The sequence below is a fragment of the Pseudoalteromonas sp. A25 genome (assembly GCF_009176705.1).
In the GTDB taxonomy this organism is placed as follows: domain Bacteria; phylum Pseudomonadota; class Gammaproteobacteria; order Enterobacterales; family Alteromonadaceae; genus Pseudoalteromonas.
On sequence record NZ_AP021846.1, the window covers coordinates 919,287 to 941,958 of the forward strand.

The 22,672-nt window shown below is 41.5% G+C and carries 17 protein-coding genes; 5 read left to right on the forward strand and 12 right to left on the reverse strand.

The genetic code is table 11. The features are described from left to right. Positions 1–91: 91 nt before the first annotated feature. From GDK41_RS04150 to lptD, 7 genes are all read right to left on the reverse strand, one after another. Positions 92–2,107 carry a methyl-accepting chemotaxis protein gene (locus tag GDK41_RS04150; RefSeq protein WP_152085225.1) on the reverse strand — a complete coding sequence of 672 codons (2,016 nt, stop codon included), beginning with the start codon at positions 2,105–2,107 and terminating at the stop codon, positions 92–94. Between the two features lie 116 nt (positions 2,108–2,223). Beyond that, a complete protein-coding gene (locus GDK41_RS04155; protein WP_152085226.1) occupies positions 2,224–3,024 on the reverse strand; it encodes a symmetrical bis(5'-nucleosyl)-tetraphosphatase in 801 nt (266 codons plus the stop codon). A 6-nt stretch (positions 3,025–3,030) separates the two neighbouring features. After that, positions 3,031–3,420 carry a Co2+/Mg2+ efflux protein ApaG gene (gene apaG, locus GDK41_RS04160; RefSeq protein WP_152085227.1) on the reverse strand — a complete coding sequence of 130 codons (390 nt, stop codon included), beginning with the start codon at positions 3,418–3,420 and terminating at the stop codon, positions 3,031–3,033. Further along, complete coding sequence (gene rsmA, locus GDK41_RS04165) at positions 3,404–4,210, reverse strand: 16S rRNA (adenine(1518)-N(6)/adenine(1519)-N(6))-dimethyltransferase RsmA (RefSeq protein ID WP_152085228.1); 807 nt, start codon at positions 4,208–4,210, stop codon at positions 3,404–3,406. Before rsmA ends, apaG begins: the two co-directional genes overlap by 17 nt. Then, positions 4,207–5,199 (reverse strand): 4-hydroxythreonine-4-phosphate dehydrogenase PdxA, encoded by a 993-nt coding sequence (gene pdxA / locus GDK41_RS04170; RefSeq protein WP_152085229.1) that lies wholly within the window; start codon positions 5,197–5,199, stop codon positions 4,207–4,209. Before pdxA ends, rsmA begins: the two co-directional genes overlap by 4 nt. Positions 5,200–5,210: 11 nt before the next feature. Further along, positions 5,211–6,503 (reverse strand): peptidylprolyl isomerase SurA, encoded by a 1,293-nt coding sequence (gene surA / locus GDK41_RS04175; protein WP_152085230.1) that lies wholly within the window; start codon positions 6,501–6,503, stop codon positions 5,211–5,213. A 16-nt stretch (positions 6,504–6,519) separates the two neighbouring features. Next, complete coding sequence (lptD, locus tag GDK41_RS04180) at positions 6,520–8,766, reverse strand: LPS assembly protein LptD (RefSeq protein ID WP_152085231.1); 2,247 nt, start codon at positions 8,764–8,766, stop codon at positions 6,520–6,522. An 87-nt stretch (positions 8,767–8,853) separates the two neighbouring features. Between lptD and GDK41_RS04185 the strand changes: the two genes are divergently transcribed. Genes GDK41_RS04185 through djlA form a run of 3 tightly spaced genes read left to right on the forward strand, consistent with a single transcriptional unit; the run spans position 8,854 to position 11,374 of the window. Continuing rightward, entirely contained in the window at positions 8,854–9,867 is a 1,014-nt protein-coding gene (locus GDK41_RS04185) for an aminoglycoside phosphotransferase family protein (RefSeq protein ID WP_332096048.1), read from the forward strand. Beyond that, positions 9,864–10,529, forward strand: coding sequence for an N-acetylmuramate alpha-1-phosphate uridylyltransferase MurU (gene murU / locus GDK41_RS04190; protein WP_152085232.1), 666 nt, complete (start codon positions 9,864–9,866; stop codon positions 10,527–10,529). Before GDK41_RS04185 ends, murU begins: the two co-directional genes overlap by 4 nt. Before the next feature lie 2 nt (positions 10,530–10,531). Beyond that, positions 10,532–11,374, forward strand: a complete 843-nt coding sequence (gene djlA / locus GDK41_RS04195) for a co-chaperone DjlA (RefSeq protein ID WP_152085233.1) — start codon at positions 10,532–10,534, stop codon at positions 11,372–11,374. Between the two features lie 60 nt (positions 11,375–11,434). Here djlA and GDK41_RS04200 read toward each other — a convergent pair whose 3' ends face one another. Then, a complete protein-coding gene (locus tag GDK41_RS04200) occupies positions 11,435–12,280 on the reverse strand; it encodes a DUF3530 family protein (protein ID WP_152085234.1) in 846 nt (281 codons plus the stop codon). 192 nt (positions 12,281–12,472) lie between these two features. Between GDK41_RS04200 and GDK41_RS04205 the strand changes: the two genes are divergently transcribed. Together GDK41_RS04205 and nhaD are read left to right on the forward strand one after the other, a co-directional pair. Then, the gene (locus tag GDK41_RS04205; RefSeq protein ID WP_197739492.1) at positions 12,473–13,378 is read left to right on the forward strand and encodes a DUF368 domain-containing protein; all 906 of its coding nucleotides are present in this window, start codon (positions 12,473–12,475) and stop codon (positions 13,376–13,378) included. 291 nt (positions 13,379–13,669) lie between these two features. Beyond that, a complete protein-coding gene (nhaD, locus tag GDK41_RS04210) occupies positions 13,670–15,094 on the forward strand; it encodes a sodium:proton antiporter NhaD (RefSeq protein ID WP_152085235.1) in 1,425 nt (474 codons plus the stop codon). Here the strand turns inward: nhaD and GDK41_RS04215 are convergent. From GDK41_RS04215 to GDK41_RS04235, 4 genes are all read right to left on the reverse strand, one after another. After that, positions 15,086–16,081, reverse strand: a complete 996-nt coding sequence (locus GDK41_RS04215) for an ATP-dependent 6-phosphofructokinase (RefSeq protein ID WP_172971545.1) — start codon at positions 16,079–16,081, stop codon at positions 15,086–15,088. The two genes, nhaD and GDK41_RS04215, sit on opposite strands and share 9 nt — an antisense overlap. A gap of 167 nt (positions 16,082–16,248) precedes the next feature. After that, positions 16,249–16,650, reverse strand: a complete 402-nt coding sequence (locus tag GDK41_RS04220) for an MmcQ/YjbR family DNA-binding protein (protein WP_152085237.1) — start codon at positions 16,648–16,650, stop codon at positions 16,249–16,251. 747 nt (positions 16,651–17,397) lie between these two features. Beyond that, positions 17,398–19,521 (reverse strand): putative bifunctional diguanylate cyclase/phosphodiesterase, encoded by a 2,124-nt coding sequence (locus GDK41_RS04230; protein WP_232056557.1) that lies wholly within the window; start codon positions 19,519–19,521, stop codon positions 17,398–17,400. A 459-nt stretch (positions 19,522–19,980) separates the two neighbouring features. Further along, a complete protein-coding gene (locus GDK41_RS04235) occupies positions 19,981–22,653 on the reverse strand; it encodes an insulinase family protein (RefSeq protein ID WP_152085239.1) in 2,673 nt (890 codons plus the stop codon). Positions 22,654–22,672 lie beyond the last annotated feature (19 nt).

Below are 22,672 nucleotides of genomic sequence, written 5' to 3' on the forward strand. Positions count from 1 at the left end.
GGTTTTTTTGTGCTCAATATTGGGCTTATTCTTTTTCATAAAAAAAGCGCCCAACGGGCGCTTCAAATGTATTAGTGGTAAGACTTAAATCTTAGACCTTAAACTGCTCTACAGATTGACGTAACTCTTCTGCCAACTTGGCCACTTCGCTACTTGAGATAGAGGTTTGATTTGCGCCTTCTGCAGTTTGCTCAGCAATCGAAACAATTGACTCTAAGCGCTCACTGATCTCTTGTGCAACTTGCTGCTGCTCATTCGCTGCATTTGAAATTTCTTCACTTACGTCATGCGCTTGTGATACAGCCTGGGTAATCGAGTTTAAAGCTTCATTTGCTAAGTCGCTTTGTTCCACACAAGACTCAGCTTGTTGCTTGCCTTTAGACATCGCTCTTACGGCTTCCTCTGCGCCTGCCTGCAATGATTCAATCATAGATTGGATCTCTTGTGTAGACTCTTGCGTTTTGCTCGCTAATGAGCGAACTTCATCCGCCACCACAGCAAAGCCTCTGCCTTGTTCACCAGCACGTGCGGCTTCAATAGCAGCGTTTAAAGCAAGTAAGTTAGTCTGCTCTGCGATACCTCTAATCACATCGAGGATACTACCTATTGAAGCGCTATCTTGATGAAGTTTGTTGATAACTCCTGATGCTTCTTCAACTTCTCGTGCAAGCTGCTCAATGGTATGTTTATTTTCATAAGAGATACCTTTTACTCGCTCAGCTTCTTTATCTGCATTTTTAATTTCAAGTAAAGCTTGGTGTGCGCTATTGCTCACACCGTGTGATGTACTGCTCATTTCAGTGGTCGCAGTGGCGGCTTGCTCAACCTGCGCTTGTTGATTACGAATAGCTTGGCTTGATTCAGTGGTAATCGTTGACGTTTGTTCTGATGCGGCAGCTAATTGAGTAGAGCGAGAAATGATCCCTGTGATTAATTCTCGAAGGCTACTAATTAATGTGTTACAGCTACGAGAAAGTTCACCAAACTCATCTTGTGCAGAATCATCTAACTTTTGAGTCATATCTCCGCGTGCAACGATAGTAAGCACTCGGTTGACCTCTGAAAGTGGTTTCGTGATTAAGTTGACTGTTATGTAAGCTACTAAAATGGCAATTAAGGTTGCAACGATCATCCCCACCCAGGTCCATAAGTTTGCAGCACTAACGTCTTGGCGTACCTCTTGTTGCAGATTAAAGGCCACTTTATTAGCCTCATCTAATAATTCATCGAGTTGCTTCAGTGCTGCTTGTGTAGCTTGTTCGGCGTCTTGTAGCTCTTTGCGTGTCATATCAATAGCGTTTATGAGGCGTTTCTTGTTCTCAAATAAACTCTGTGTACCTGTCACTTGTTTTTCTAAGCTAGAGTAATAGGACTGCAAGTCTGAAAATAATCCATCGTCAAGTGCTTGAACTGGCCCTTTCATTAAGCCCATATTCCGTGTCAATTCACCAACCAAATATTCTTGGTCTTTTTTTACGATCTCAAGGGTGCTTAAGTTTGTAATGGTGAGCATGTCAGTACTATTAGTGACGACAGAAGAGAAGTTGTTTTCAAGGCTCGTTGCTGCTTGGTAAGCCCGAGCATGCTGCTCTTTTAAACCATCTAAGTCGATAATATCGAGTACCACAGTAGTGGCATCTTCAGCACTCATTTCTATATCTTCTAGTTGAGATTTGAGTGTTTTTCTTAATTCAAGCTCAAGGGTTTTGTCTTTCTCTAAACTGGCAACCGCTTTAGAGAAAGTCTCAAACGTTTTACCTACATCACGCGCACTCTTTGCCAATTTAGGGCTGTCTTGTACAACTTGCTGTAACTGTGTGTATGTACTTTCAAATGTTTTTCGTTTTTTCTCAAACTGTGCTCTTAAACTATTAAGTTCATTTGGGGCTTGTGAATAGAAAGTCCCTTGGGCCATTTTGCTCATCAGCGTAAATTCAACTTGTAACTCAGAGCTTTTATCGAGCGCTGGCAATGACAGTCGATTTACCAGCTGTGTTGAGCTGTCGATATTTGCAATCCTTAGCAGTGAGTTTCCGCCAATTAACAGCAGTAAGAGAGTGATAAAAATAAAACCACCCCAAATTCTTTGGCTAACAGTCAAGTTCATACAGTTTCCATAAATTTACTAATAGGATTGAATAACTTATCGGTTGTTACGACGATAAGTTAAGTATTTTATAGCAGATACGTGTAAATAATTCAGTAAAACGAGTTAAGTTTACCTTATTTGCTTGAAAAACGCTCACCTGATGTTAAGTTCATCAAAGTCATTGGGCCACCCCACACACATCCAGTGTCCAATGCTATAACATTATTTAAGTTTGTTTTACCTTCAAGCGCAGCCCAATGGCCAAAAATATATCGATTATCATCTTGTTGAAAGCGCGCATGAGTAAACCAAGGCATCAGGTTATTTGATATTTCCGCAGGGCCTTTGTGCTTAAGTTCTAACTGTCCGTTATTGTCTAAAAATCGCATGCGAGTAAAGACATTAACAATTGCTTTGAACTTGTCTTGGTCATTGAGATTCTCGACATCTTTAACCACACCAGCGCCGTACATGTTAGCAAAGTAGTGCACAGCGTCAGATGATTGGTAACATTGCTGAGCAAATTGTGCATAGTTTAAGGCGCTTTTGATATCCCAATCAGGATGAATGCCTGCGTGAGATACAAAAGTTTTTAATTGCGGCAGAAAGAGCGCTAATGGTTGTGCTTGTAAGAGTGCAATATATTTGTCTAATTTACTGCTGGCAAAAACATTGTCTAGCTTGTCTTTAGGGTTAGGTGGTTTCCCAAGAAGCGCACAGGCTAAGAAGTGTAAATCATGATTACCAAGTGTAATACTTATCGCACCTTGGTTTTGGCACAAAAACTCCAAGCAAGCTTGAGAGTCAGGTCCTCGTGCCAAAACATCCCCAACTAAGTACAAGTGGTCTTGGCTGGGGTTAAAGTCTACGATATCTAAAAGCTGCATGAATGGTTTAAAGCAGCCTTGTAGATCTCCTATTGCGTACTTGGCCATAACGGCTTAATGCAAAATATTAGGACAAGCTAAGCGAAATACGTCAATAGGCGCTTTAAATTCATTACCAAATTCGTTTCGCATAATGTAATGTCCTTGCATTGTACCAATTGGCGTATCAAGCACCGCACCACTGGTATACTTATAACTTTCTCCAGGTCCAATGGTTGGCTTTTCACCTACAACGCCTTCGCCTTCGACTTCCGTTTCTTTGCCATTGGCGTCAGTAATGAGCCAGTAGCGGCTATGAAGTTTCGCGCTACATAAACTGTGATTTTTAATTGTCACAGTGTAGGCAAAAACATATTTATCTTTCTCTGGCTGAGATTGGGCTTCAACATAAAAGGTTTCAACAGAAACCTTAATTGGAGAGCCTATGTTACTGCTTGTTGTCATAAATCCAGTTAGCTATTTCTATAAATTGTGCAAGGGATAAGTTTTCAGCGCGTTTAGAAGGGTCAATGCCCAGCTGCGTAAGTTCGTCTACATTGAGTAGATTCGATAGGCTATTACGCAAGGTTTTACGGCGTTGATTAAATGCTTCCAAACACACCGTATTTAATATTTTAGTGCTTTTCGCACTGCGTTGTTCCGGCTTTTTGGGGATCAAACGAATAACGGCAGAGTCTACTTTTGGAGCCGGTTTAAAACACTCTGGTGGTACATCAATCACCGGCATTGCATGACAGTAGTACTGTGTCATGACGCTTAAACGACCAAATGCTTTCGAGTCGGGTCCTGCGACCATACGCTTTACAACTTCTTTTTGTAGCATAAAGTGCATGTGCTCGACATGATCGGCAAACTCAAATAAATGAAACAGTAGGGGAGTTGAAACGTTATACGGTAAATTTCCGAATATTTTTAGTTTCTCATCACTTTTGATCAGACTTGCAAAGTCAAATTTCATAGCATCGCCCTGATGCACAGTGAGCTTTGGACCCATAAAAGGGTGATGTATAAGTCGTTCAGCAAGATCTTTGTCTAGCTCAACGACCGTCAGATGACCACTTAAATCAACAACAGGTTCTGTGATTGCACCAAGGCCCGGGCCAATCTCTACTAGATTGTCGCTTGGTTTTGGGTCGATGGCGGTGACTATTTTATCGATGATCATCTCATCGTTTAAAAAGTTTTGGCCAAAACGTTTTCGGGCGCGGTGCCCTAAGTGTACTTTATCTGTCATGAACTCTGTGCTTTTTCAGTGGCGAGCTTGATGGCCTCGCGTATCGCTAAATCAAAACTACCCACCTCAATATCATTTGTAGCAGCCAAATCTAGCGCTGTACCATGATCTACTGAGGTGCGAATAAAGGGTAATCCGAGGGTGATATTAACCGAATTACCAAATCCTTTATATTTTAACACAGGTAAGCCCTGATCGTGATACATAGCAAGCACGGCATCAGCATTATCTAAATATTTTGCTTGAAATAGCGTGTCGGCAGGCAATGGGCCCACAAAGTTCATACCTTGCTGATTAAGAGCGTTTAGGGTAGGAGTAATCGTGTCTATTTCTTCTCTACCTAAGTGCCCATCTTCACCAGCATGGGGGTTAAGCCCGCAAACCAAAACGCGCGGTTTATCAATGCCAAACTTATTTTTTAAATCATCGTGTAAGATAGAGGCAACTTTGCTCAGGCGCTCTTTAGTCACTGCTCTTGACACATATTCAAGCGGTATGTGTGTAGTTACCAATGCAACACGTAACCCCTCGGTGGCAAGCATCATGACGACATCTGATGTGCCAGATTGCTGAGCAAAATATTCAGTGTGTCCACTAAAAGAGATACCGGCTCGGTTGATAATACCTTTATGAACAGGGCCAGTTACGACAGCATCAAACGTCCCATCCATATTCTTTTCAGACGCCAAACGCAGTGTTTCTAGCACATAAAGGCCATTTTTTTCATCTAATACCCCAGGTGTTACATCAGCACCTTTGTCAACTTGCATGTAATATAAGCACCCGGCAGGAGCTGGCTGTGGTGCCTTATTGGCATCAAATGCCAATAAGGTGATATTGAGTCCAAGCTCTTTGGCCCGTTGTTCCATTAAGGCTTTATCAACAACCGCGACGAGCTGCACGGGCCAACTTTTTTGCGCCAACTTTAAGACGAGATCTGGGCCTATGCCTGCCGGTTCACCCGGGGTTATTGCAATTCTTAAACTCATAATTTGTCTACTTATTCAGTTGCAAAAATATCGATGTGAGCTTGTTCTCTGATCTCACTTTGCCATTTAAAAGCTTCTTCTTTAAATTTGCGGTTGTAAAGCAGGCCGTGAGCACGATTCAGTTTCGCTTGTTCTGTTTTATCTGCTACGCGTTTTTCTAGCAATTGCACAATATGCCAGCCATATGTTGTTCTAAATGGCTCACTGATTTCATTCATTTCTAGAGACATAAGCGTATCTCTAAAAGCTGGTACATAAGTTGTTGGGTCAGTCCAATCATACTCACCCCCTTTCAGTGCAGAACCAGGATCTTCAGAGTGTTCTTTCGCTAATTCAGCGAAATCTGCTTTGCCAGCGCGTAAGTCCTCAGCAAAGCCAGCCAGCATGTCTTTGGCCTTTTCCTCACTGAGAATGATAGAAGGTTTAATCAAGATATGTCTTGAGCGAACTTCTGTGGTTTCTACCACTTGGCGACCGCGGATATCTTGAACTTTTAGAATATGGAAACCAGCGCCAGAGCGCACAGGACCAATAATTTCGTCCTTTTTCTTGCCTTTTACGGCTTCGGCAAATAATGATGGCATTTCGTTGATACTCATCCAGCCTAATTGCCCACCTTCCAAAGCTTTAGGGCCACTTGAAGAGGCAATTGCGATACGTTTAAACTCTTTGCCTTCATTTAAAAATTCAATGACTTTATTTGCTCTGGTGCGTGCATCTTCTATTTCTTCAGGTGTGGCTTTGCTTGGTATTTTGACCAATATATGCCCTAAATCGAATTCTTCCGCGCTACCAGTTTGTTCAACAAGGATTTTTTGTAAGTTAGTTATTTCTCGAGTACTAATGTAAACACGACGGTCGACATTTACACGTCTAACTTGGCTGATGGTGATCTCTTTACGAATTTGCTCACGATACTCTTGAAAGTTTTCACCACTTGCTTCAACGGTTCTTCGTAAGTCGGCGATGGTACCACCTTGCTCAGCAGCAATATTAGCCAAGGTCTGATCAAGCTGTGCGTCGGAAATTTCCATACCCATGCGCCCAGCTAGTTGCAACATTAATGTCTGATCAACTAAGCGGTCTATAGCTTGAATACGTAACGTTCTGTCTGACGGCAGTTCAGTACTTTGTTGCTTAGCTTGCTCTTTCACACGGGTAATAATTTGGTCAACTTCACTTTGCAAAATAACGCCATCATTTACTGTGGCAACTACTTTATCAATTAGCATTCGCTCAGCGAAGGCGTTTTGGTGGATACTTAGCCCTAGTAGGGCAACCCATAACAGCTTTTTAAAATTCATAATGTTCTAATATTTATTAATTATTCAAAAAATAAGGTCGACGATAATTAAACAAGCCTTGTTGTAGTACTTGCTCAATATCATAATTTGACTTTCCGCCAAGGCCTTTTAATACAAAACTAATGCCTATGCTTGAGTCAAATTGCGCGTCATCTTGATGTATTGTGCGATTTAAATCAGTCTCAATCTGTCTTTTACCAGTTAACTGGACGGCCCAACAGCAACTTTCGTAGCGTACGCCTGCAAATATTTCTACACTTCGCCCTGTTGTTAAATCGCGGTGATAACTCGCAACCATTTGCCATCGATCGTTAATAGGTAAACTACTAAATAAGCCGATTTGATCTATTTCATAGCCTGAGACATCGTTAGCGTAGCGATGGTTCAATTGAACAAGTTTATTGTTATCACCTTTGTAATCAAGCGTTGTATGCGATTCAATGAGTTCCTTTGCATCTGCATCATATTGAATGCCAGCAGAGAAATACCAGCGCCTGTGCCAATGTATCATGGTTTGCGCAGCAAACAATGCATTATAATTGGTTCTGTTATCAAGACTCTGTGCACTGGGCTTTACATCATCCTCAAGATAAATAATTTGCCCAGCGCTAAAATTAAAGCGCTCTAGATTTTTACTATCAAAAAGTCGCGTTGTTGCTCCCAACGTTATTTGGTTTGCTTGGGCAATTCTATCAACGCCAGAAAAACGTTGCTCCCGAAATAAGCCATAAAAGTCATCTTGCATTTTTGTGGTATCAAACAAACCAATACTCTTTTGCTCACGTTCTGGTGTATATAAATATTGAACTTGCGGCTCTAACGTTTGTGTCCCACCGAGAGCAAAAAATTGTGTATCTCGCTCAAAGTTGAGTTGGCCATGCATGCGAACTTTAGGGAGCGTACGCGATACATTACGTTGATAGTCGGTATTTTCAAAATCGCCTTTTTGCTCGTAGCGGGTGTGCAATAAGCTTATTTCACTCAAAAACGACCATGCGTATTGGTTTACGCTAAAACTGGCTTTTGGTTCAATATGGAAGCGAGTTGCGTCGGTTATAAGTAACTCATCATTACTGAAATGACTGAATTCGCCTAGCAAGTTAAAATCGATACCGAATGCTTGGTAGGCTTTGCTATTGCGCCAAGTGATCTGTGGCAGTGCTGCATAAGATTCAGTATGGTCGCCGAGCACCTCAAAGTTTTGTAGTTTAATATCCGTTGTCCAGTACTCGCCGAGATAACTTAGAATTGCAGTCCTATCAAGCTGAGTGCCTGTTTCGTTGGCGTAGTTAGAATTCAGATCCGTTAAGTAGTTATCATCACTAACATTGGTTACATCAAAATGTAAACGCCAGTGATCGCTAAGATAACTTTGCTGGTTCCAGTGCACGAGATAACGCTCTTCAAGCTGCGGCTCTGAATCATCCTTTTCTAAAAACTCAACACCTAACAAGCCTGCATGTTGTGCCGTTAAATAACGAAACTCACTGATCAATTGTACGCCTTGATTTGACATGTAGCGTGGTGACAGCGTTGCATCGTAGTTTGGAGCAATATTCCAGTAGTAAGGCAGCACAACTTCTAGGCCATAGCGGCTAGAAGGCTCAATTCTAGGCATTAATAGACCTGATTTGCGTCTATCGTCGATAGGAAACGTAAAATAAGGAATATATAACACGGGGGTATTGAGGATCTTTAAGACTGCATTGTGGGTTTCCCCCCAGCCTTCGTGCTTAGATAATGTGATATTATCGGCTTCTAGCGCCCAAAACGGCTGCTCGGAAGGGCATGTTGTAAAGCTTGAATTTAGAAGCGACAATTGGTTGGCCGATACTGAAAGTTTTTCAGCGCCACCATGACCAAGTTGTTGGGTCAATTGATAGTCAGCGCCGAGTAAGCTTATTTCGGTATTATCTAAATCGGCATATAAAGCATTGGCTTTTACATCTGTAAATTGGTCTTGATAGCGTAATGGGCCTGTTGCGTTGAGTAAACTTTGTTTTTTGTCAATCAGTGCGCTACTTGCAAACAGTGACATTTTCTGGGTATTGATAACAACATTACCCGAAAACTCAGCACTGACTTTGCCTTGCATCTCTACATCATCAGCGGTGATATCGATGGCGTTTTTCGGTAATGAGCTGAGCGGTTGCCATAATGTAGGTTTTAGGTATTGGCTACACAGTTTAGGTGTAGACTCTGATCCAGCTATCGCATTGCAGCTGACTAATGCGGCAGCGATAACCCCCCATGCTTTGCTCATTTATTAACCTTGACACCGTTGTTTATATATAAGCAAGACATGATAAAGTAAAACTTAGTGAAATACAGTAATTAAGAGTGGAATTTTGTGACAAACGAGCAAAATAGAGAAAGCTTATTCGAGGGCTTTTTGCGATCGCATTTCGGTGAAGAAGATATCTCATACAATGCTATCACGAGCGATGCAAGCTTCCGTCGCTACTATAGGGTGGTGGTTGAGGGGAGAGCAACTATTTTGATGGACTCCGACCCAAGTAAGCTAGATAACCGGCCCTTTATAGAGCTTAATCGCTGTTTTGCAGAGCAAGGGTTAAGGGTGCCTAGTATTTTAAAATTTGATACCTCACAAGGGTTAGGGTTATTAGAAGATCTGGGAGGGGAGCATTTAGCTGATAGGCTGCATTTGGATTCAAGGTGTCAAGACTACAAAGAAGTGCTAACGCTGCTACCGCAAGTCGCTAAAATACCGGTATCACCATTCATGAAACCTTACGACGCTGATTTTATTGCGATGGAAATGGATATATTTTGGCAATGGTTAGTCTGTAACTGGCTTGACGTGAAAGAAGAGTGCTTGCCGTCAGAGCAGTGGCAAACAACCAAATCATTGCTTTGTGAAGTGATGATTTGTCAACCGCAAGTAACGATGCACCGAGACTTTCATAGCCGCAATATAATGCGTGTTGATGGGCAGTGGGCGTTAATTGATTATCAAGATGCAGTACAAGGGCCGGTAACCTATGATGCTGTGTCGCTGCTGCGCGATTGTTACTTTCATCTGCCAAGTGAAGAATTTGATGCGCTACGCTTGCACAGTTTTAACGTTTTGACTGAAGCACAGCAGCTACCAAAGATGTCATACGACACATATTGCTATTATTTTGATTTAACAGGGTTGCAACGCCACCTTAAGGCCGCAGGTATTTTTTGTCGATTGTTACTTCGAGATAATAAAACAGGTTATTTGCAAAATATCATGCCAACATTGCATTATATTGAGGATGTGGCAAATTGTTACGAGCCATTTCAGTGGCTTGCAACTTGGTTAAGGCATGACATAATGCCAAAAGTAGAAGCTAAGTTGAGTTGCAGTACATTATGAAAGCTATGATCCTTGCGGCTGGCAGAGGAAAGCGAATGATGCCACTGACCGCTAATTTACCCAAACCGATGCTTAAAGTTGCACAGCGCCCTCTTCTTGAATATCACATTCTTAGACTAAAAAATGCAGGGATAAAGGACATTGTTATTAACCTTGCCTGGCAAGGGGATAAAATAGCAGAGTATTTTGGTAACGGTGCGCAATATGGCGTTAATATATACTACAGCCGTGAGCCTGCGGGTGGTTTAGAAACCGCAGGTGGTATCATTCACGCAATAGATCATTTGTGCAACAGTGATGACGTGTTCATTGTTATAAATGGCGATATTTTTACTGATTATGATGCCAGTGCGTTAACCCAATTAGTGCTTAACTCTGGCGAAGCGCATATTGTTCTAGTGGAAAATCCATCTCATAACCCAGATGGAGATTTTTGCCTGGCACATCAAACTATTAACGAGCAACGTTATACTTTTGCAGGCATTGGATTGTATCATAAACATTTCTTTGAACCTTATGAAGCAGGGTTCATTCCATTAGGACCTATGCTCAAAGCAGGTTTACAGCAGGGAGTCGTCTCTACTGAACTTTACTTGGGAGTGTGGAGTGATATAGGCACGCCCGAGCGCCTGATGGAAATAAATCGTATTCAGGAGCAATAAATATGTGGGGAAAGCTGCTAGGAACGTGCTTTGGGTTTATGTTTGGGCGTTGGATTGGCGCAATCCTAGGGTTCTGGCTTGGTCATATGTTCGATAAGAGCCTAAAACAAAACTTTGATAGAGTGGGTGGTTTCCAAGGCTTTTTTAGCGGAGATGATTTGCATCAGCGCCAAGCGCTATTTTTTTCAAGTTGCTTTGCCGTAATGGGGCACATCGCAAAATCTAATGGTCGGGTAAGCGAAATACATATTCAAGCCGCCACTGCATTTATGGATGAGATGGGGTTACACGGCGAGAATAGGCAAGAAGCTCAGAATGCCTTTCGTTCTGGAAAAAATCCTGAGTTTCAGCTTAAAGAAGCAATAACAGACTTTAAAGAAGTGTTTGCAAGGCGATACGACTTACTACAGCTATTTTTAGAAATTCAAATTCAGATGGCATTTTCTGATGGGCACTTGGCGGTCCAGGAGAAACAGTTACTGCAAAAAGTGAGTCAGTATTTAGGCATCTCGGCGACTCACTTTCGTTTTATTTTAAAGCGTTATCAAGCTGAATTTAGCTTCCGTCAGCAGCAACAGCGTTTTGAACAGGGCCAGCAAAACTATCGACAAAAAGAGTTTGCACAGCCAGAGCCTGCGTTCTCAAAATCGCAAGCGCTCGCTGTGTTAGGTTTATCTAGCGATGCTAGTGATAAAGATGTAAAGCGCGCTTATCGAAAGTTAATGGCTCAGCACCACCCAGATAAACTTGTCTCACAGGGGTTACCTGAACATATGATGGAAGTGGCTAAGCGTAAAAGCCAGGATATTCAATCTGCTTATGAGTTTTTGAAAAGAGCCAGCTAATATTTTGCTCTGTGTTATGTCTATATCTGCTATAACAGTTTGAATTTATTAGCAGTGTATTTAGAGTTGCCTTAAAAAACCATCTAGCTCTTTTCGTAGTCGTTGGTGCTGTCTGTGCTCAGTACTTAAGCCAAACAACTCTCTTTGACGATAGTCATATTTGTTATTTCGTTGTACCCAGCGCTTTCGCTGTTTGGCGTTTTCGTGAAGTGTTTGGTTGTCTTGTGAATAGATAATGTCAAGCAGCGGAGGGCTTACCAGTGAGAGAGCTGCTGGTAAGTTTTTATTTCGATTTATATTTGGCAACTGAGCGCTAATCGCGATAAAGGCATCAATATTGATATTGGGTAAAGAAGCCAAATACTCAGAAAATACACCTGCACTTACGCCCTGTGCTACAACAACAATTTGATCCTCACTTGTAACGCGTAGTTGCTGATATACCGCGTCAAAGCTTGATAATAATTGCTCTTTATAATCATCTAACATAGCCTCTGACCAAGGTCCTTCATACGCGTATTCTTGCTCCACGCTGGGCTGTTCAATGTTCAATAAATCAGCTTGCCAATTTAATTCGGGAGTTTGGAGTGCGTAAGTATCAAAACCATCATCGGTGAGTGCCTCAGATAAATAACTCAGACCATGCACGGATAGTGGGCCATGGCCTGCACCGGGAAGAAGGATAACAATACCTCTTTTACTTGCGCTCATATAAGGGGAAAAGAGTGTGGCAACTTTTCCACTTTCCGTTTCGAGCTCGATAAGCTTATCGGAAAAGTATTTGACTAAATCCTGCTGTTCTATCTTTGTGCGCGGCTCAGGCATAATGAATTGCGCAGCATTAGCCGAATTATTTTGGCTAATGAGTATGGCAACAAAGAACAGAGCACAAGTCGAAAAACGCATAGCGATAAAATCTTCAAACAATACAATATCTGTATATCGGCACCACACGTCTTTTTTTTAATAAAAACTTGCTTGAGTTTACTTGAAGGTGCGTGTGGTGCTGTTTGGTTTAATATATTTGCGATAGACTAGCGACAAATTATATGTGGAGTAAAAATAGTGACACACCAGTGTGATTCAAAACGAGACTACATGTGGTTCTTTTTAAAAGGAGCAGGGATGGGCGCAGCCGACGTTGTGCCTGGCGTTTCAGGGGGAACTATAGCCTTTATAACAGGGATTTATGGACGTTTTTTACATGCCTTAAAAAGCTTCGATTTAAATGCTTTAGCTGTATTAAAAAAGAGTGGCGTTAAAGCGTTCTGGCGTCATGTCGATGGGGCTTTTTTATTATCCGTATTTGCAGGTTTAGTTACGAGTGCGGCCTCATTGGCAAAAGTAATTACTTACTTATTGGCACATCATCAAATTTTGGTGTGGTCTTTTTTCTTCGGTTTGATTGTTGCGTCATTTATTCATGTTGCTAAGCAAGTCAGTCAATGGCAATGGCAGACAGTGCTCAGTTGTATGATCGGGGCGCTTATCGCATTTGTTATCACAACGATTGCACCATCTGAAGCTGTGCCTCATTGGTGGATGTTTTTTGTTGCGGGCGCCATCGCAGTATGTGCGATGATCTTACCGGGCATTTCAGGCAGCTTTATTCTATTGTTGATGGGCATGTATGGGCATGTTCTGGGCGCGATAACAGCAAAGGAGGTCTCTCTGATAGGTTTGTTTTTGATTGGTTGTGTGTTTGGGTTAATGATATTTTCTCGTTTTTTATCTTGGTTGCTGGATAACTATGAACAATTAACATTTTCGCTTCTGGCTGGTTTTTTGATTGGATCTTTGAATTTACTTTGGCCATGGAAAACGGTGGTCTCAACCTATACCAATTCCAAGGGCATTGAAAAGCCGCTTTTACAGCAAAACGTGAGCCCGATGGAATTCGCCAGTGTTACGGGGTTATCGCCTCAAACAGGCCTATGTATAGCTTTAGCTGTGGCTGGTTTGCTCCTCATTCTAGCGGTCGAAAAGCTCACTGAAGAAAAATAAATATCGCCAGCAACATTACCAACTGTGCAGCCATGCAAATTGGCTTGGTTGCACAAGATGTCAATCATTGAAATTATTTCATATAGCTGTTTTTTAGCGCCGGTTTATCGCGACAGCCACCACCTCTAATACCAAAGCATTATTTCTTTTCAAACCAACTCGACATATAAATCTATCGACTGATTTTGCGCTCTACTCTCCGGTATTGCTAGCAGTGAGTCATACGAGGGTTGTTGCTGCAAAGTATTTTTAAGCTACTTAAGCGTTTACACACAAATGAAAGGTAAAAAAATGGGCGTACTTAACGGCAAGCTTGTCTTGAGCACTTTGGTCTTAGCTGGGATTTCTGGACCTGCATGGGCTAAAAGTACGCCAATAGATTTAACGGCTTCCATACTGGGGGTTGTTTGCATAGCCATTTTTGTTGTTGCGTATGCTTTGGTGATGCTAGAAGAAAAGTTGCACCTGCGTAAGTCCAAACCTGTCCTAGTGGCTGCGGGGTTAATATGGATGCTGATCAGTGCCTATTATGTTACCCATGATATCCCTCATGTCACAGAAGACGCATTTCGGCACAATCTGCTCGAATTTTCAGAGCTGATGCTCTTTTTATTAGTGGCAATGACTTACATTAATGCACTTGAAGAGCGCAAAGTCTTTGATAGATTGAGAGCGTGGATGATCCACAAAGGTTTCAGCTATCAGAGCCTTTTTTGGATCAGTGGGTTTTTAGCATTTTTTATTTCTCCAATTGCAGATAATTTAACGACAGCACTATTGATGTGTGCTGTTGTGATGAAAGTGGCTGAAGGGGATAAGCGTTTTATCAACATCAGTTGTGTCAATATTGTGATTGCAGCAAACGCAGGCGGGGCTTTTAGCCCCTTTGGTGACATAACAACGTTGATGGTGTGGCAAGCAGGGTTGGTAAGGTTTGATGAGTTTCTTTGCTTATTTTTGCCATCACTTGTGAATTATATTGTCCCTGCGATTGTGATGAGCTTGTTTGTTGAGAAAAAAAAGCCTGCAACGGTGTCTGCAACCGTCACTATGGAACGAGGGGCTCGACGCATCCTAGTGTTGTTTTTATTGACTGTGTTCACAGCAGTGCTATGCCACAGCATGCTCCATATGCCCCCTGTAATGGGTATGATGATGGGCTTAGGTTACCTGCAATTTTTTGGTTATTACTTGAGGATCACTTTAAAAAGGCGAAAGACAAAAGCGCAACGCGAAGGCGATCGCAAACGCATTGATTTATTAGGGAGCATGGTGCCATTTGATATTTTCCATAAAGTCGCGCGTGCTGAGTGGGACACCCTGTTGTTCTTTTACGGAATTGTAATGTGTGTAGGTGGTTTAGGCTTCCTTGGTTATTTGGGTTTATTGTCAGAAGTGCTCTATGGGCAATGGAGTGCTACGGCGGCGAATATATTCTTGGGTATCTTGTCATCGGTTATTGATAACATTCCAGTGATGTTTGCTGTGCTATCGATGCAGCCAGATATGTCGCATGGCCAGTGGTTACTGATCACACTAACTGCAGGTGTTGGCGGAAGCCTCTTGTCTATTGGCTCTGCGGCCGGCGTGGCGCTGATGGGTCAAGCTAGAGGGTATTATACTTTTTTTGGTCATTTAAAGTGGGCTCCAGTGATAGCGTTAGGTTATGTAGCCAGTGTCCTAACGCATATTTGGATAAACGCGGAGTTATTTTAAATAATGTGTGAGCTGCTTTTTATGGGCCTCTACCCAGTGAGCGCTCACTGGTTTTGGCTGGTGGATCACTTGTTGCAGTGGTGTTGCTGCGAGTGAGCCCGACAGCTTACCTACCATGACATTGTCTTGCCCATTTAATATAGCGTCAACTGATGCAATCCCAAGTTCTGTGGCGAGATTTCTATCTTCAGGAACAGGGCTTCCTCCTCGCTGAATATGGCCTAAAATACATAACGCACTGTCAACTTGGCCTTGTTCACTGAGGCTCTCTTTTAATGCTTGGGCGCCCCCTGGCCACAGATTTTCCGCAAGTACTATCAAAAAACTGCCATGTGTCAGCTTTTGCTTTTCTACACCCACTAAAATTTCTTTAACTTTGTTATTGGCTTGTTCAGGCGTAAAGTTTTCAAAAGAAATAATGGCTTCTGCCCCAGTGGCTAGGCCAACGTTAAAAGCAATATGGCCGCTGTGCCGACCCATTACTTCAACTATGAATATGCGCTCAAATGCGTTGGCGGTATCGCGAATTTTGTCTATTGCGTGTGTTGCTGTCGTTACGGCCGTCGCAAAACCGATGGTTGCGTCGGTGCCACTTAAATCGTTATCAATGGTACCTGGTAGACCAATAACGGGCTTCTCCCAGTGCTGTTTAATCGCCATTAAACCTTTTAAAGACCCATCCCCACCAATAACAATGAGGGCATCGATATCATGTTTTCTTAGTGTATTGCATGCTTGCATTACCCCCTTATCTGATAACATGGCTTGGCAGCGTGCACTTTTTAAAATGGTGCCACCTTGCTGCAAGGTTGAATTGATATCGAACTGGTGCATGTCTATATGCTGATCATTAATAAGTCCGTTGTAACCGTTGTAAAAGCCGATACATTGCAATTGGTGATAGTCACAACTTAATACAATTGCTCTGATGGCGGCATTCATCGCTGGTGAGTCTCCACCACTGGTTAGCACTGCGATTCGTTTCATGATATTCCCTCACTTTGTTCGTTATTTTGATTATAGATAAAACCACTTATGAGTTAAGTTATTTTAATAAGTTTTGGGGATTATAGGGTAGGTTATTGAGTTGCACTTGAAAGCGGTCAAAATGAATGGCCCCCACTGATTAGTGGGGGGAGCCAAACGTTATCAATTTACTTGTTCAATGTACCAGCAATTTTAGCCAGCTCTTCTTTTTGTGCAGTTGGTAAGTTATCGACAACAATATCATATGATTTATCGATCATTTCTTTGATTTTATCTTCTGGCACTGAGCCGTCTAAGATAACCGTATTCCATAAACGCTTATTCATATGGTAACCAGGAACGATAGCGGGGAACTCATCTCGAAGTAACAATGCTTCATCAGGATCGCACTTCAGATTTAGCCACCATACTGGCTCACCGTTCGCATCAACTTGACCTTCTTTACCCTCAGCAAGGGTAGCAAACATTTTATGTTGCACTTTGTATACGTCAGTATCTTGTGCAAATGGCTGTGTAATAAACGTTGCAGGCTTACTCTGCAAATAGTCATGTACGCTTTTATGATCCATTGATCGTATCCTTGACGTAACTAAATAATTTAAAACAACATGGTTTAATTCTAGCAGCTATTGCAAAAATACTGTAATCACCGAGCTGTAAAAGCGGTGCAAAAGTGACTAGAAGTCAGCACTTGTGGTTAATCTGTCGAGCCAAATTAGGTTGCGAAGCTTATAAACCTTCAACTTGTTTGTGACCTAGCATTAATCGTCGCGCTAAACATTCATCAACTTTGTCTTAAGTATGAGCAATATGTAGTTTCTTTGCAGTTTCCAGTACAGTGCAACTGAGCTGATAGTGCAAAAAAAGTGATTGGCTATGAAAAAACCATACCTCGTAGTTTCAATTTACAACACAGTTTAGATGATTATTAAATAAATAATTTAATAATCAATCGATTATCAAGTAACTCTGAATTTATTCACTTAATTGGTACTGAATTGTGGTGCTATTAAATTAAATAATGCGATATTTTGCAACAATTAATGTTTGATTGTACAAAAAACATGCGCTTTGATATGATCCGCAGCCGTTTTATTAAATTATTGGTTTACGCTATCTATGATGTGGTTTTTGCTATCTTTGCTAGGCGCTATTGTTCTGTACATTGAAGCTATCCGTAAAGGGATGCCAATTAAGCGGTGGGTATTTGCTGGCCTAATGTGCGGACCCGGCGCTTGGTACTTGCTAAAGGTGCATCACCGCAGAGCTTGGCATCGTTGCCAAATAAGTGCTTATTGTGTGTGGCGAGCTTAGGTTTAGTTGACCACCTTCAAGTGTGGCTGATTTTCATTTTCACGTTGCTTTTGAGCTTTTAAAAATGCCGTGAATTCATGAGCTGAAAGTGGTTTAGAATAAAAGTACCCTTGGATAGTTTGACAATTAAGTTGCTCTAACGCGGCTAGCTGCTCAGCCTTTTCTACGCCTTCTGCAACCACGTGTAGGTCTAAGTTGTGTGCAATCGTAACGATAGAATCAACCATGTTTCGGCCGCGTTCTGATACCATATCATCCACGAATGCTTTATCTACTTTAAGTGTATTTAATGGGAATTGCTTTAAATAAGCTAAAGAAGAGTAACCTGTACCAAAGTCATCTATCGCCAAGTGTATGCCGCGAGCAGTGAGTGAGCGCATAATTGAAATTGCTTCTTTTGGATCATCCATAATTGTACCTTCGGTGATCTCTAGCTCTAAAAAATACGAAGGAAGTTGATTTTTTTGCAAGATAATATCAATTCGAGTCGTGAGGTCCGGTAAACTGAACTGCTTGGCTGACAAGTTGACTGCGACTCGACCGTCAAAAAGGTCTTGATCTATCCAGCGTTTTACATCTTTGCAAGCTTTGTCCAGAACAACTTCACCAATATCGATAATTTGCCCAGTTTCTTCGGCTATGGGTATAAATACGCCAGGGCTAATTATGCCTTTTTTAGGGGTGATAAAGCGCACCAATGCTTCCATTCCTACTAGTCGCCCAGTTTTAATATCCATCTTGGGTTGGTAATACACAACAAAATGATCTTCTTTTAGGCCAAACCGCATTAAATTTTCAATTTGTAGCCTTTTCACTGCTTGCTCATTCATTGAATCGTTGAAGAATAAATAGTGGTTACCTTTTTGTTTGGCGTGATACATTGCTGTATCCGCATTTTTTAGCAGTATCTCGGGCGTAGAGCCATCATCTGGGAATAATACAATACCGACAGATGAGGTAATGACTAGCTCATGGTTTGCCATTTTAAATGGTGTCGCAATTGCGGCTAGAAACTGTTTTGCAGCCCGAGTGATAGTATGAATGTCATTGGTGCCGGCCATAACCAGCGCAAATTCATCTCCACCCAGTCTATACAAAGTATCTTTCTGGCGTACCAGTTTACTCAAACGCATAGCCAGTTTTGCGAGTAGACTGTCTCCGAGTTGATGGCCTAACGAATCGTTAATTTTTTTGAAGTTATCTAGGTCAAAAACGAGTAGGGCATGGTGAGTATCTTGGTGGGCTAGCTTCTTTAAATTGGTAAAAAATAGGTTACGATTTGGTAAGCCTGTCGTTCGATCTCTGTTTGAAAGGTTATGAAGCTGAGATTCTGCTTTTTTGCGCTCGGTTAAATCTGAATAGACGACGACATAGTTGGTAATTTGTCCGTGATTATTCTTAATTTCATCAATTGTGACTTCAATTGGCAGTAACGTATTTTTATGGTTGCGAAGCCTTAACTCTTCTTGCCAGTGCTCGGTTTCCTTTAAGCTTACTTTTACTTGGTTAATATAGCGCTCGTCATAGCCGGGTAAGCTGAACATATTACCAATATATTGCTCTCTTCTACCACCAAACAGTACGAGGTAACTTGGGTTTAAGTCAACGAGTCGAAATTGCTTGTCGTAAATTGCGATGGCGTCAGTTAGAGATTCAACACACTTGGCGAATAAGTTGAGACGCTCTTCGGTACTTTTTAGATGGCTAATATCTCTTATCGTGCCGGTCATTCTCAGAGGGTTAAGATTATTATCTTTTTCTATTATTTTGCCTCTGTCGAGCACCCAATGATATTGGTTTAAACTATCTTTGAGTCGATAACTGGCTTCAAAAAAAGCTGTTTTCTCAGAAAAGTGTTGTTTTAGAAGCCTATCAACAAGCACCAAGTCTTGTGGGTGTATAAGATGTGCATTTGGAATAAAATGCGCTTTTTCACCAATAGGCATCATATACCTATCGTTTATACGAACCACCTCTCCAGTGGCAATGTTCCAATCCCATAAAGTATCGCCACTGCCTTCAACGGTGCTTTTTAACCTTTGCTCTGAAAGTTGTAAGGCTACTTGTGTACGTTTGAGTTTAGTGTTGCTATAAAGTAAATAGATAGAGAAGAGAAAAAAAGCCATACAAAACCCGCCCCAGAGAGGATCTAGGTGGTTTAGCTGTTGATTTAAATTGAGTGCTAATGATGAAGGAGTAAGCACTAAGTTCAACAGCATCATGATGATTATTGCTTTTATTGTTTGTTTTATCATAGATGCATATTTCTTTCTTCGCAGCTCTAATCTAAATGAAGCGAGTGAATGAGTCAAAGAGATTTATGTAATATGTGCTTGTTTTAGGTCCTCATGCGGTTTGAAAGGCTGTTTGGTAATGCTTCATAATTATATTAACTGAGCACTTATCTTTTTTAGGTTGGGTTAGGGGTCTCAAATAGCGATTATTTAAGAAGTTTGCCGCATCGGTAATTCTGCGATGATATCGATTTCAAAATTAGAATAGCCAAAGTTATCACAGCTCAGTCTTAATGAGTGTTCTGAGGGAGCAATGTGAGCCCGCTGTAGTATTTACAACGGGGTGTATATTTAGTTGCAAAGTAGCACTGCTTTTGGATGTGCGTGTGAGAAAACCTCTTTTATATAATGGATAAGTTCCTTTTTTTCTAAAGCGTCTAGCTGTTTAACTAGTCTTTTCTGCATATTAAATTGATGGTCATCATTGGTAATAGCAATCCAAAACCTTTGTGCTCTTAATCTTAGATTTTTATCTTTTTCGGCAATTTGTAAGCGTAATGCTTGTTTTGCATCCCACCATGCTTCTTCACTGAGAGAGTCAAGCTGTTCAAGAAAATGCTCAATAAATGCATCATGTTTTATTTTGAGCTGCTCGGTGCTGACGTTAGGTGATTGAATGTAAAAAGCAACACCAGCTCTGGTATTAAAGGGCGCATAGCCTGCGCCGACCAAGTAGCCGAGTTGCTGTTGAGTTCTCAATGTTTCGAAATATTGTTGACTGATCAGCTGATTTAGAGCCATCAGAGACACTTTTTCAAAAACATCTGCCGTTTGCGCTTGAATATAGTAAACCAATGCATGCTCGCAGTTAGCCTTTTCAATAATATGTGTTTGGTGGCTATCTAATATTGTTAAGGGACGTTTTAGGTCTTCCAAAATTTCACTGTTGGTAAACAGTTTTCGTAGCTGTTTTTGCATTCCTTGGGCATGGTGGTGTTGCCAATTACCGTGTAAAAAAGCTTTGATATGGACTGAATCAAAAAACTGGTTCCTAAATTGACAGAACTCATTGAAGCTAATGTTTTTTAAAGCTTTTGCTAAAGCGGATGGTTCAGGGTTCCAAGGCATTAGCTTAGCGCCTAAAACACTAAAAAGTTCGCTCACAGGTTTATTGTGGTTGTGGTTTTTCCAGTGTCTGATCAGCTGCTTTTTATACTCTGCAAAACGAGGTGCACTGATCACTGCATGAAGCATATGCTCTAGTAGTTGCAGCGCTAAGGTAATTTGGTTGCCTGAAAGGCCAGCTGTGTGTAACGTAAGGCCGCCTTGGTGCGAGTTTATGTGATAGTTAAGCCCTGCCAGCTCAGCTGGGTAATATTGCTCTGCCATGCTGTCCATGAGTAAATCTGCGAATAAACGCGTAAGCGCCATGTGTTTGGTATTTTTGATACTCAGCAATGAGTCTATTTCGATATAAAAGTGGCCCTTTGTGACGCGAAATGTCGTGTCTTGTTTAAACCAAAAAGCAAAACCGGGTTTATCTTTGAGCAAAGTAGGTGTTCGACTATGTTGGGTGACGTCGTAGAGCTCATTTTCAACTTGTAAATAGGGGTTCATCTTTGGTAACTGCATTTCAGGCAGCGGTGTGTCGATGTTACTCAATGCATCTAACCATTCATTATTTAGTTGCTCAACTTGATATGGTGTGTGGTACCACTTCGCTTTGAGTTGTGCTTCGACATTTGGATGGATGAGGACAATACGCATATTTTTTGGTGTTAAATAACGACACAGACGTGTATGGAGTGCTTCGTCAAACCCTTGCATGATGTAGTCGCCGTATAGGTAATCTTCACTCTCATAATGATGCATGTTAACACTTATGTTGCTGACCCATTCTAATAACCGACTCGGCTCTTGGTTATTAAAGGCAATATCCAATAATGTTTTCTTATCTTTGTATAGTTGTGGGAGCAACGCAGTATTTTCTTTGATCAACGCAACATATTCAAACAGCATCTCAATGATGTCTTCGTAGTAATCAATGCCTTCATCGGTCAACGCAAAACTGATATTAAAGTCTTTGAAGTTACTACCACTTATCCCCCCTCCGGCGGATAATGCATTGATCCATCCTTGCTCTTTTAAAATTGAGTACAGTGATCCTTCACCTTCATAACCCAGTAGATGGGCTAAAAAACTGACGCACTTATGTTTATACATCGCATCGATACCATCCATAGCAAAACTGACTATGAGTTTTTGCATATGCTTTCTTGGTGCGATATGCAGCAGTAGTCCTAAGTCTTGCTTTCTATACAATGGCACTTTAATTTGTGCCTTGGGTTGATGAGTGCCTTTTATGGCACTGAATAAAGCGCGTGTTGTGTTTTCTAGCTCATCTAAAGAGTGTGGACCAGCAACGACTAAAGTCATCCATTGCGCCTGATAGTGCTCTGAAAAAAAGTTCCTGACCTCCTCGGCTATACAAACGTCGCGGTTTGCTAGTGTTTGTCGATTACCAACCGAAAATTTTGAAAACGGGTGTAATGGGTTCACCGTTTCTTTGTGAACTTGATAAATTCGTCTGCCATCATCTTTTATTTTCATTTTAAACTCCGCATCGATGGCATTTCGCTCATTTTCAGTTTGAGAAGCCTCTAAAAGCGGATCAATAAAAAACTCGGCAAATAGTTCTAATGCAGTAAAAAACTGCTGTTGTGCACAATCGAAAAAGTAGCAACTGTGCTCGGTTCCCGTCCATGCATTGCTTTGCCCACCAGATTGGCTGATAAATTGCGAGAAGTGTCCTGGTTGTGGGTGTTGCTTAGTACCCAAAAATAACATATGTTCTAGGAAATGGGCCATTCCTTGACGATCAATAGGATCATCGAAATGACCTGCATTGACGGTAAGTGCAGCGGCTGATTTATCGCTTGAATAATCACTGACAAGCAAAACTTGTAGACCATTGTCGAGTTTGAGCTGGTGATATGTGCGATTATCATTATTACTAACTTTCAAATTGTTGCCGCCGATAAAG

Coding starts and splice junctions, on each gene's coding strand:
- GDK41_RS04150 (WP_152085225.1), bottom strand. CDS start 2,107: ATGAACTTGACTGTTAGCCAAAGAATTTGGGGTGGTTTTATTTTTATC.
- GDK41_RS04155 (WP_152085226.1), bottom strand. CDS start 3,024: ATGGCCAAGTACGCAATAGGAGATCTACAAGGCTGCTTTAAACCATTC.
- apaG (WP_152085227.1), bottom strand. CDS start 3,420: ATGACAACAAGCAGTAACATAGGCTCTCCAATTAAGGTTTCTGTTGAA.
- rsmA (WP_152085228.1), bottom strand. CDS start 4,210: ATGACAGATAAAGTACACTTAGGGCACCGCGCCCGAAAACGTTTTGGC.
- pdxA (WP_152085229.1), bottom strand. CDS start 5,199: ATGAGTTTAAGAATTGCAATAACCCCGGGTGAACCGGCAGGCATAGGC.
- surA (WP_152085230.1), bottom strand. CDS start 6,503: ATGAATTTTAAAAAGCTGTTATGGGTTGCCCTACTAGGGCTAAGTATC.
- lptD (WP_152085231.1), bottom strand. CDS start 8,766: ATGAGCAAAGCATGGGGGGTTATCGCTGCCGCATTAGTCAGCTGCAAT.
- murU (WP_152085232.1), top strand. CDS start 9,864: ATGAAAGCTATGATCCTTGCGGCTGGCAGAGGAAAGCGAATGATGCCA.
- djlA (WP_152085233.1), top strand. CDS start 10,532: ATGTGGGGAAAGCTGCTAGGAACGTGCTTTGGGTTTATGTTTGGGCGT.
- GDK41_RS04200 (WP_152085234.1), bottom strand. CDS start 12,280: ATGCGTTTTTCGACTTGTGCTCTGTTCTTTGTTGCCATACTCATTAGC.
- GDK41_RS04205 (WP_197739492.1), top strand. CDS start 12,473: ATGTGGTTCTTTTTAAAAGGAGCAGGGATGGGCGCAGCCGACGTTGTG.
- nhaD (WP_152085235.1), top strand. CDS start 13,670: ATGGGCGTACTTAACGGCAAGCTTGTCTTGAGCACTTTGGTCTTAGCT.
- GDK41_RS04215 (WP_172971545.1), bottom strand. CDS start 16,081: ATGAAACGAATCGCAGTGCTAACCAGTGGTGGAGACTCACCAGCGATG.
- GDK41_RS04220 (WP_152085237.1), bottom strand. CDS start 16,650: ATGGATCATAAAAGCGTACATGACTATTTGCAGAGTAAGCCTGCAACG.
- GDK41_RS04230 (WP_232056557.1), bottom strand. CDS start 19,521: ATGGCTTTTTTTCTCTTCTCTATCTATTTACTTTATAGCAACACTAAA.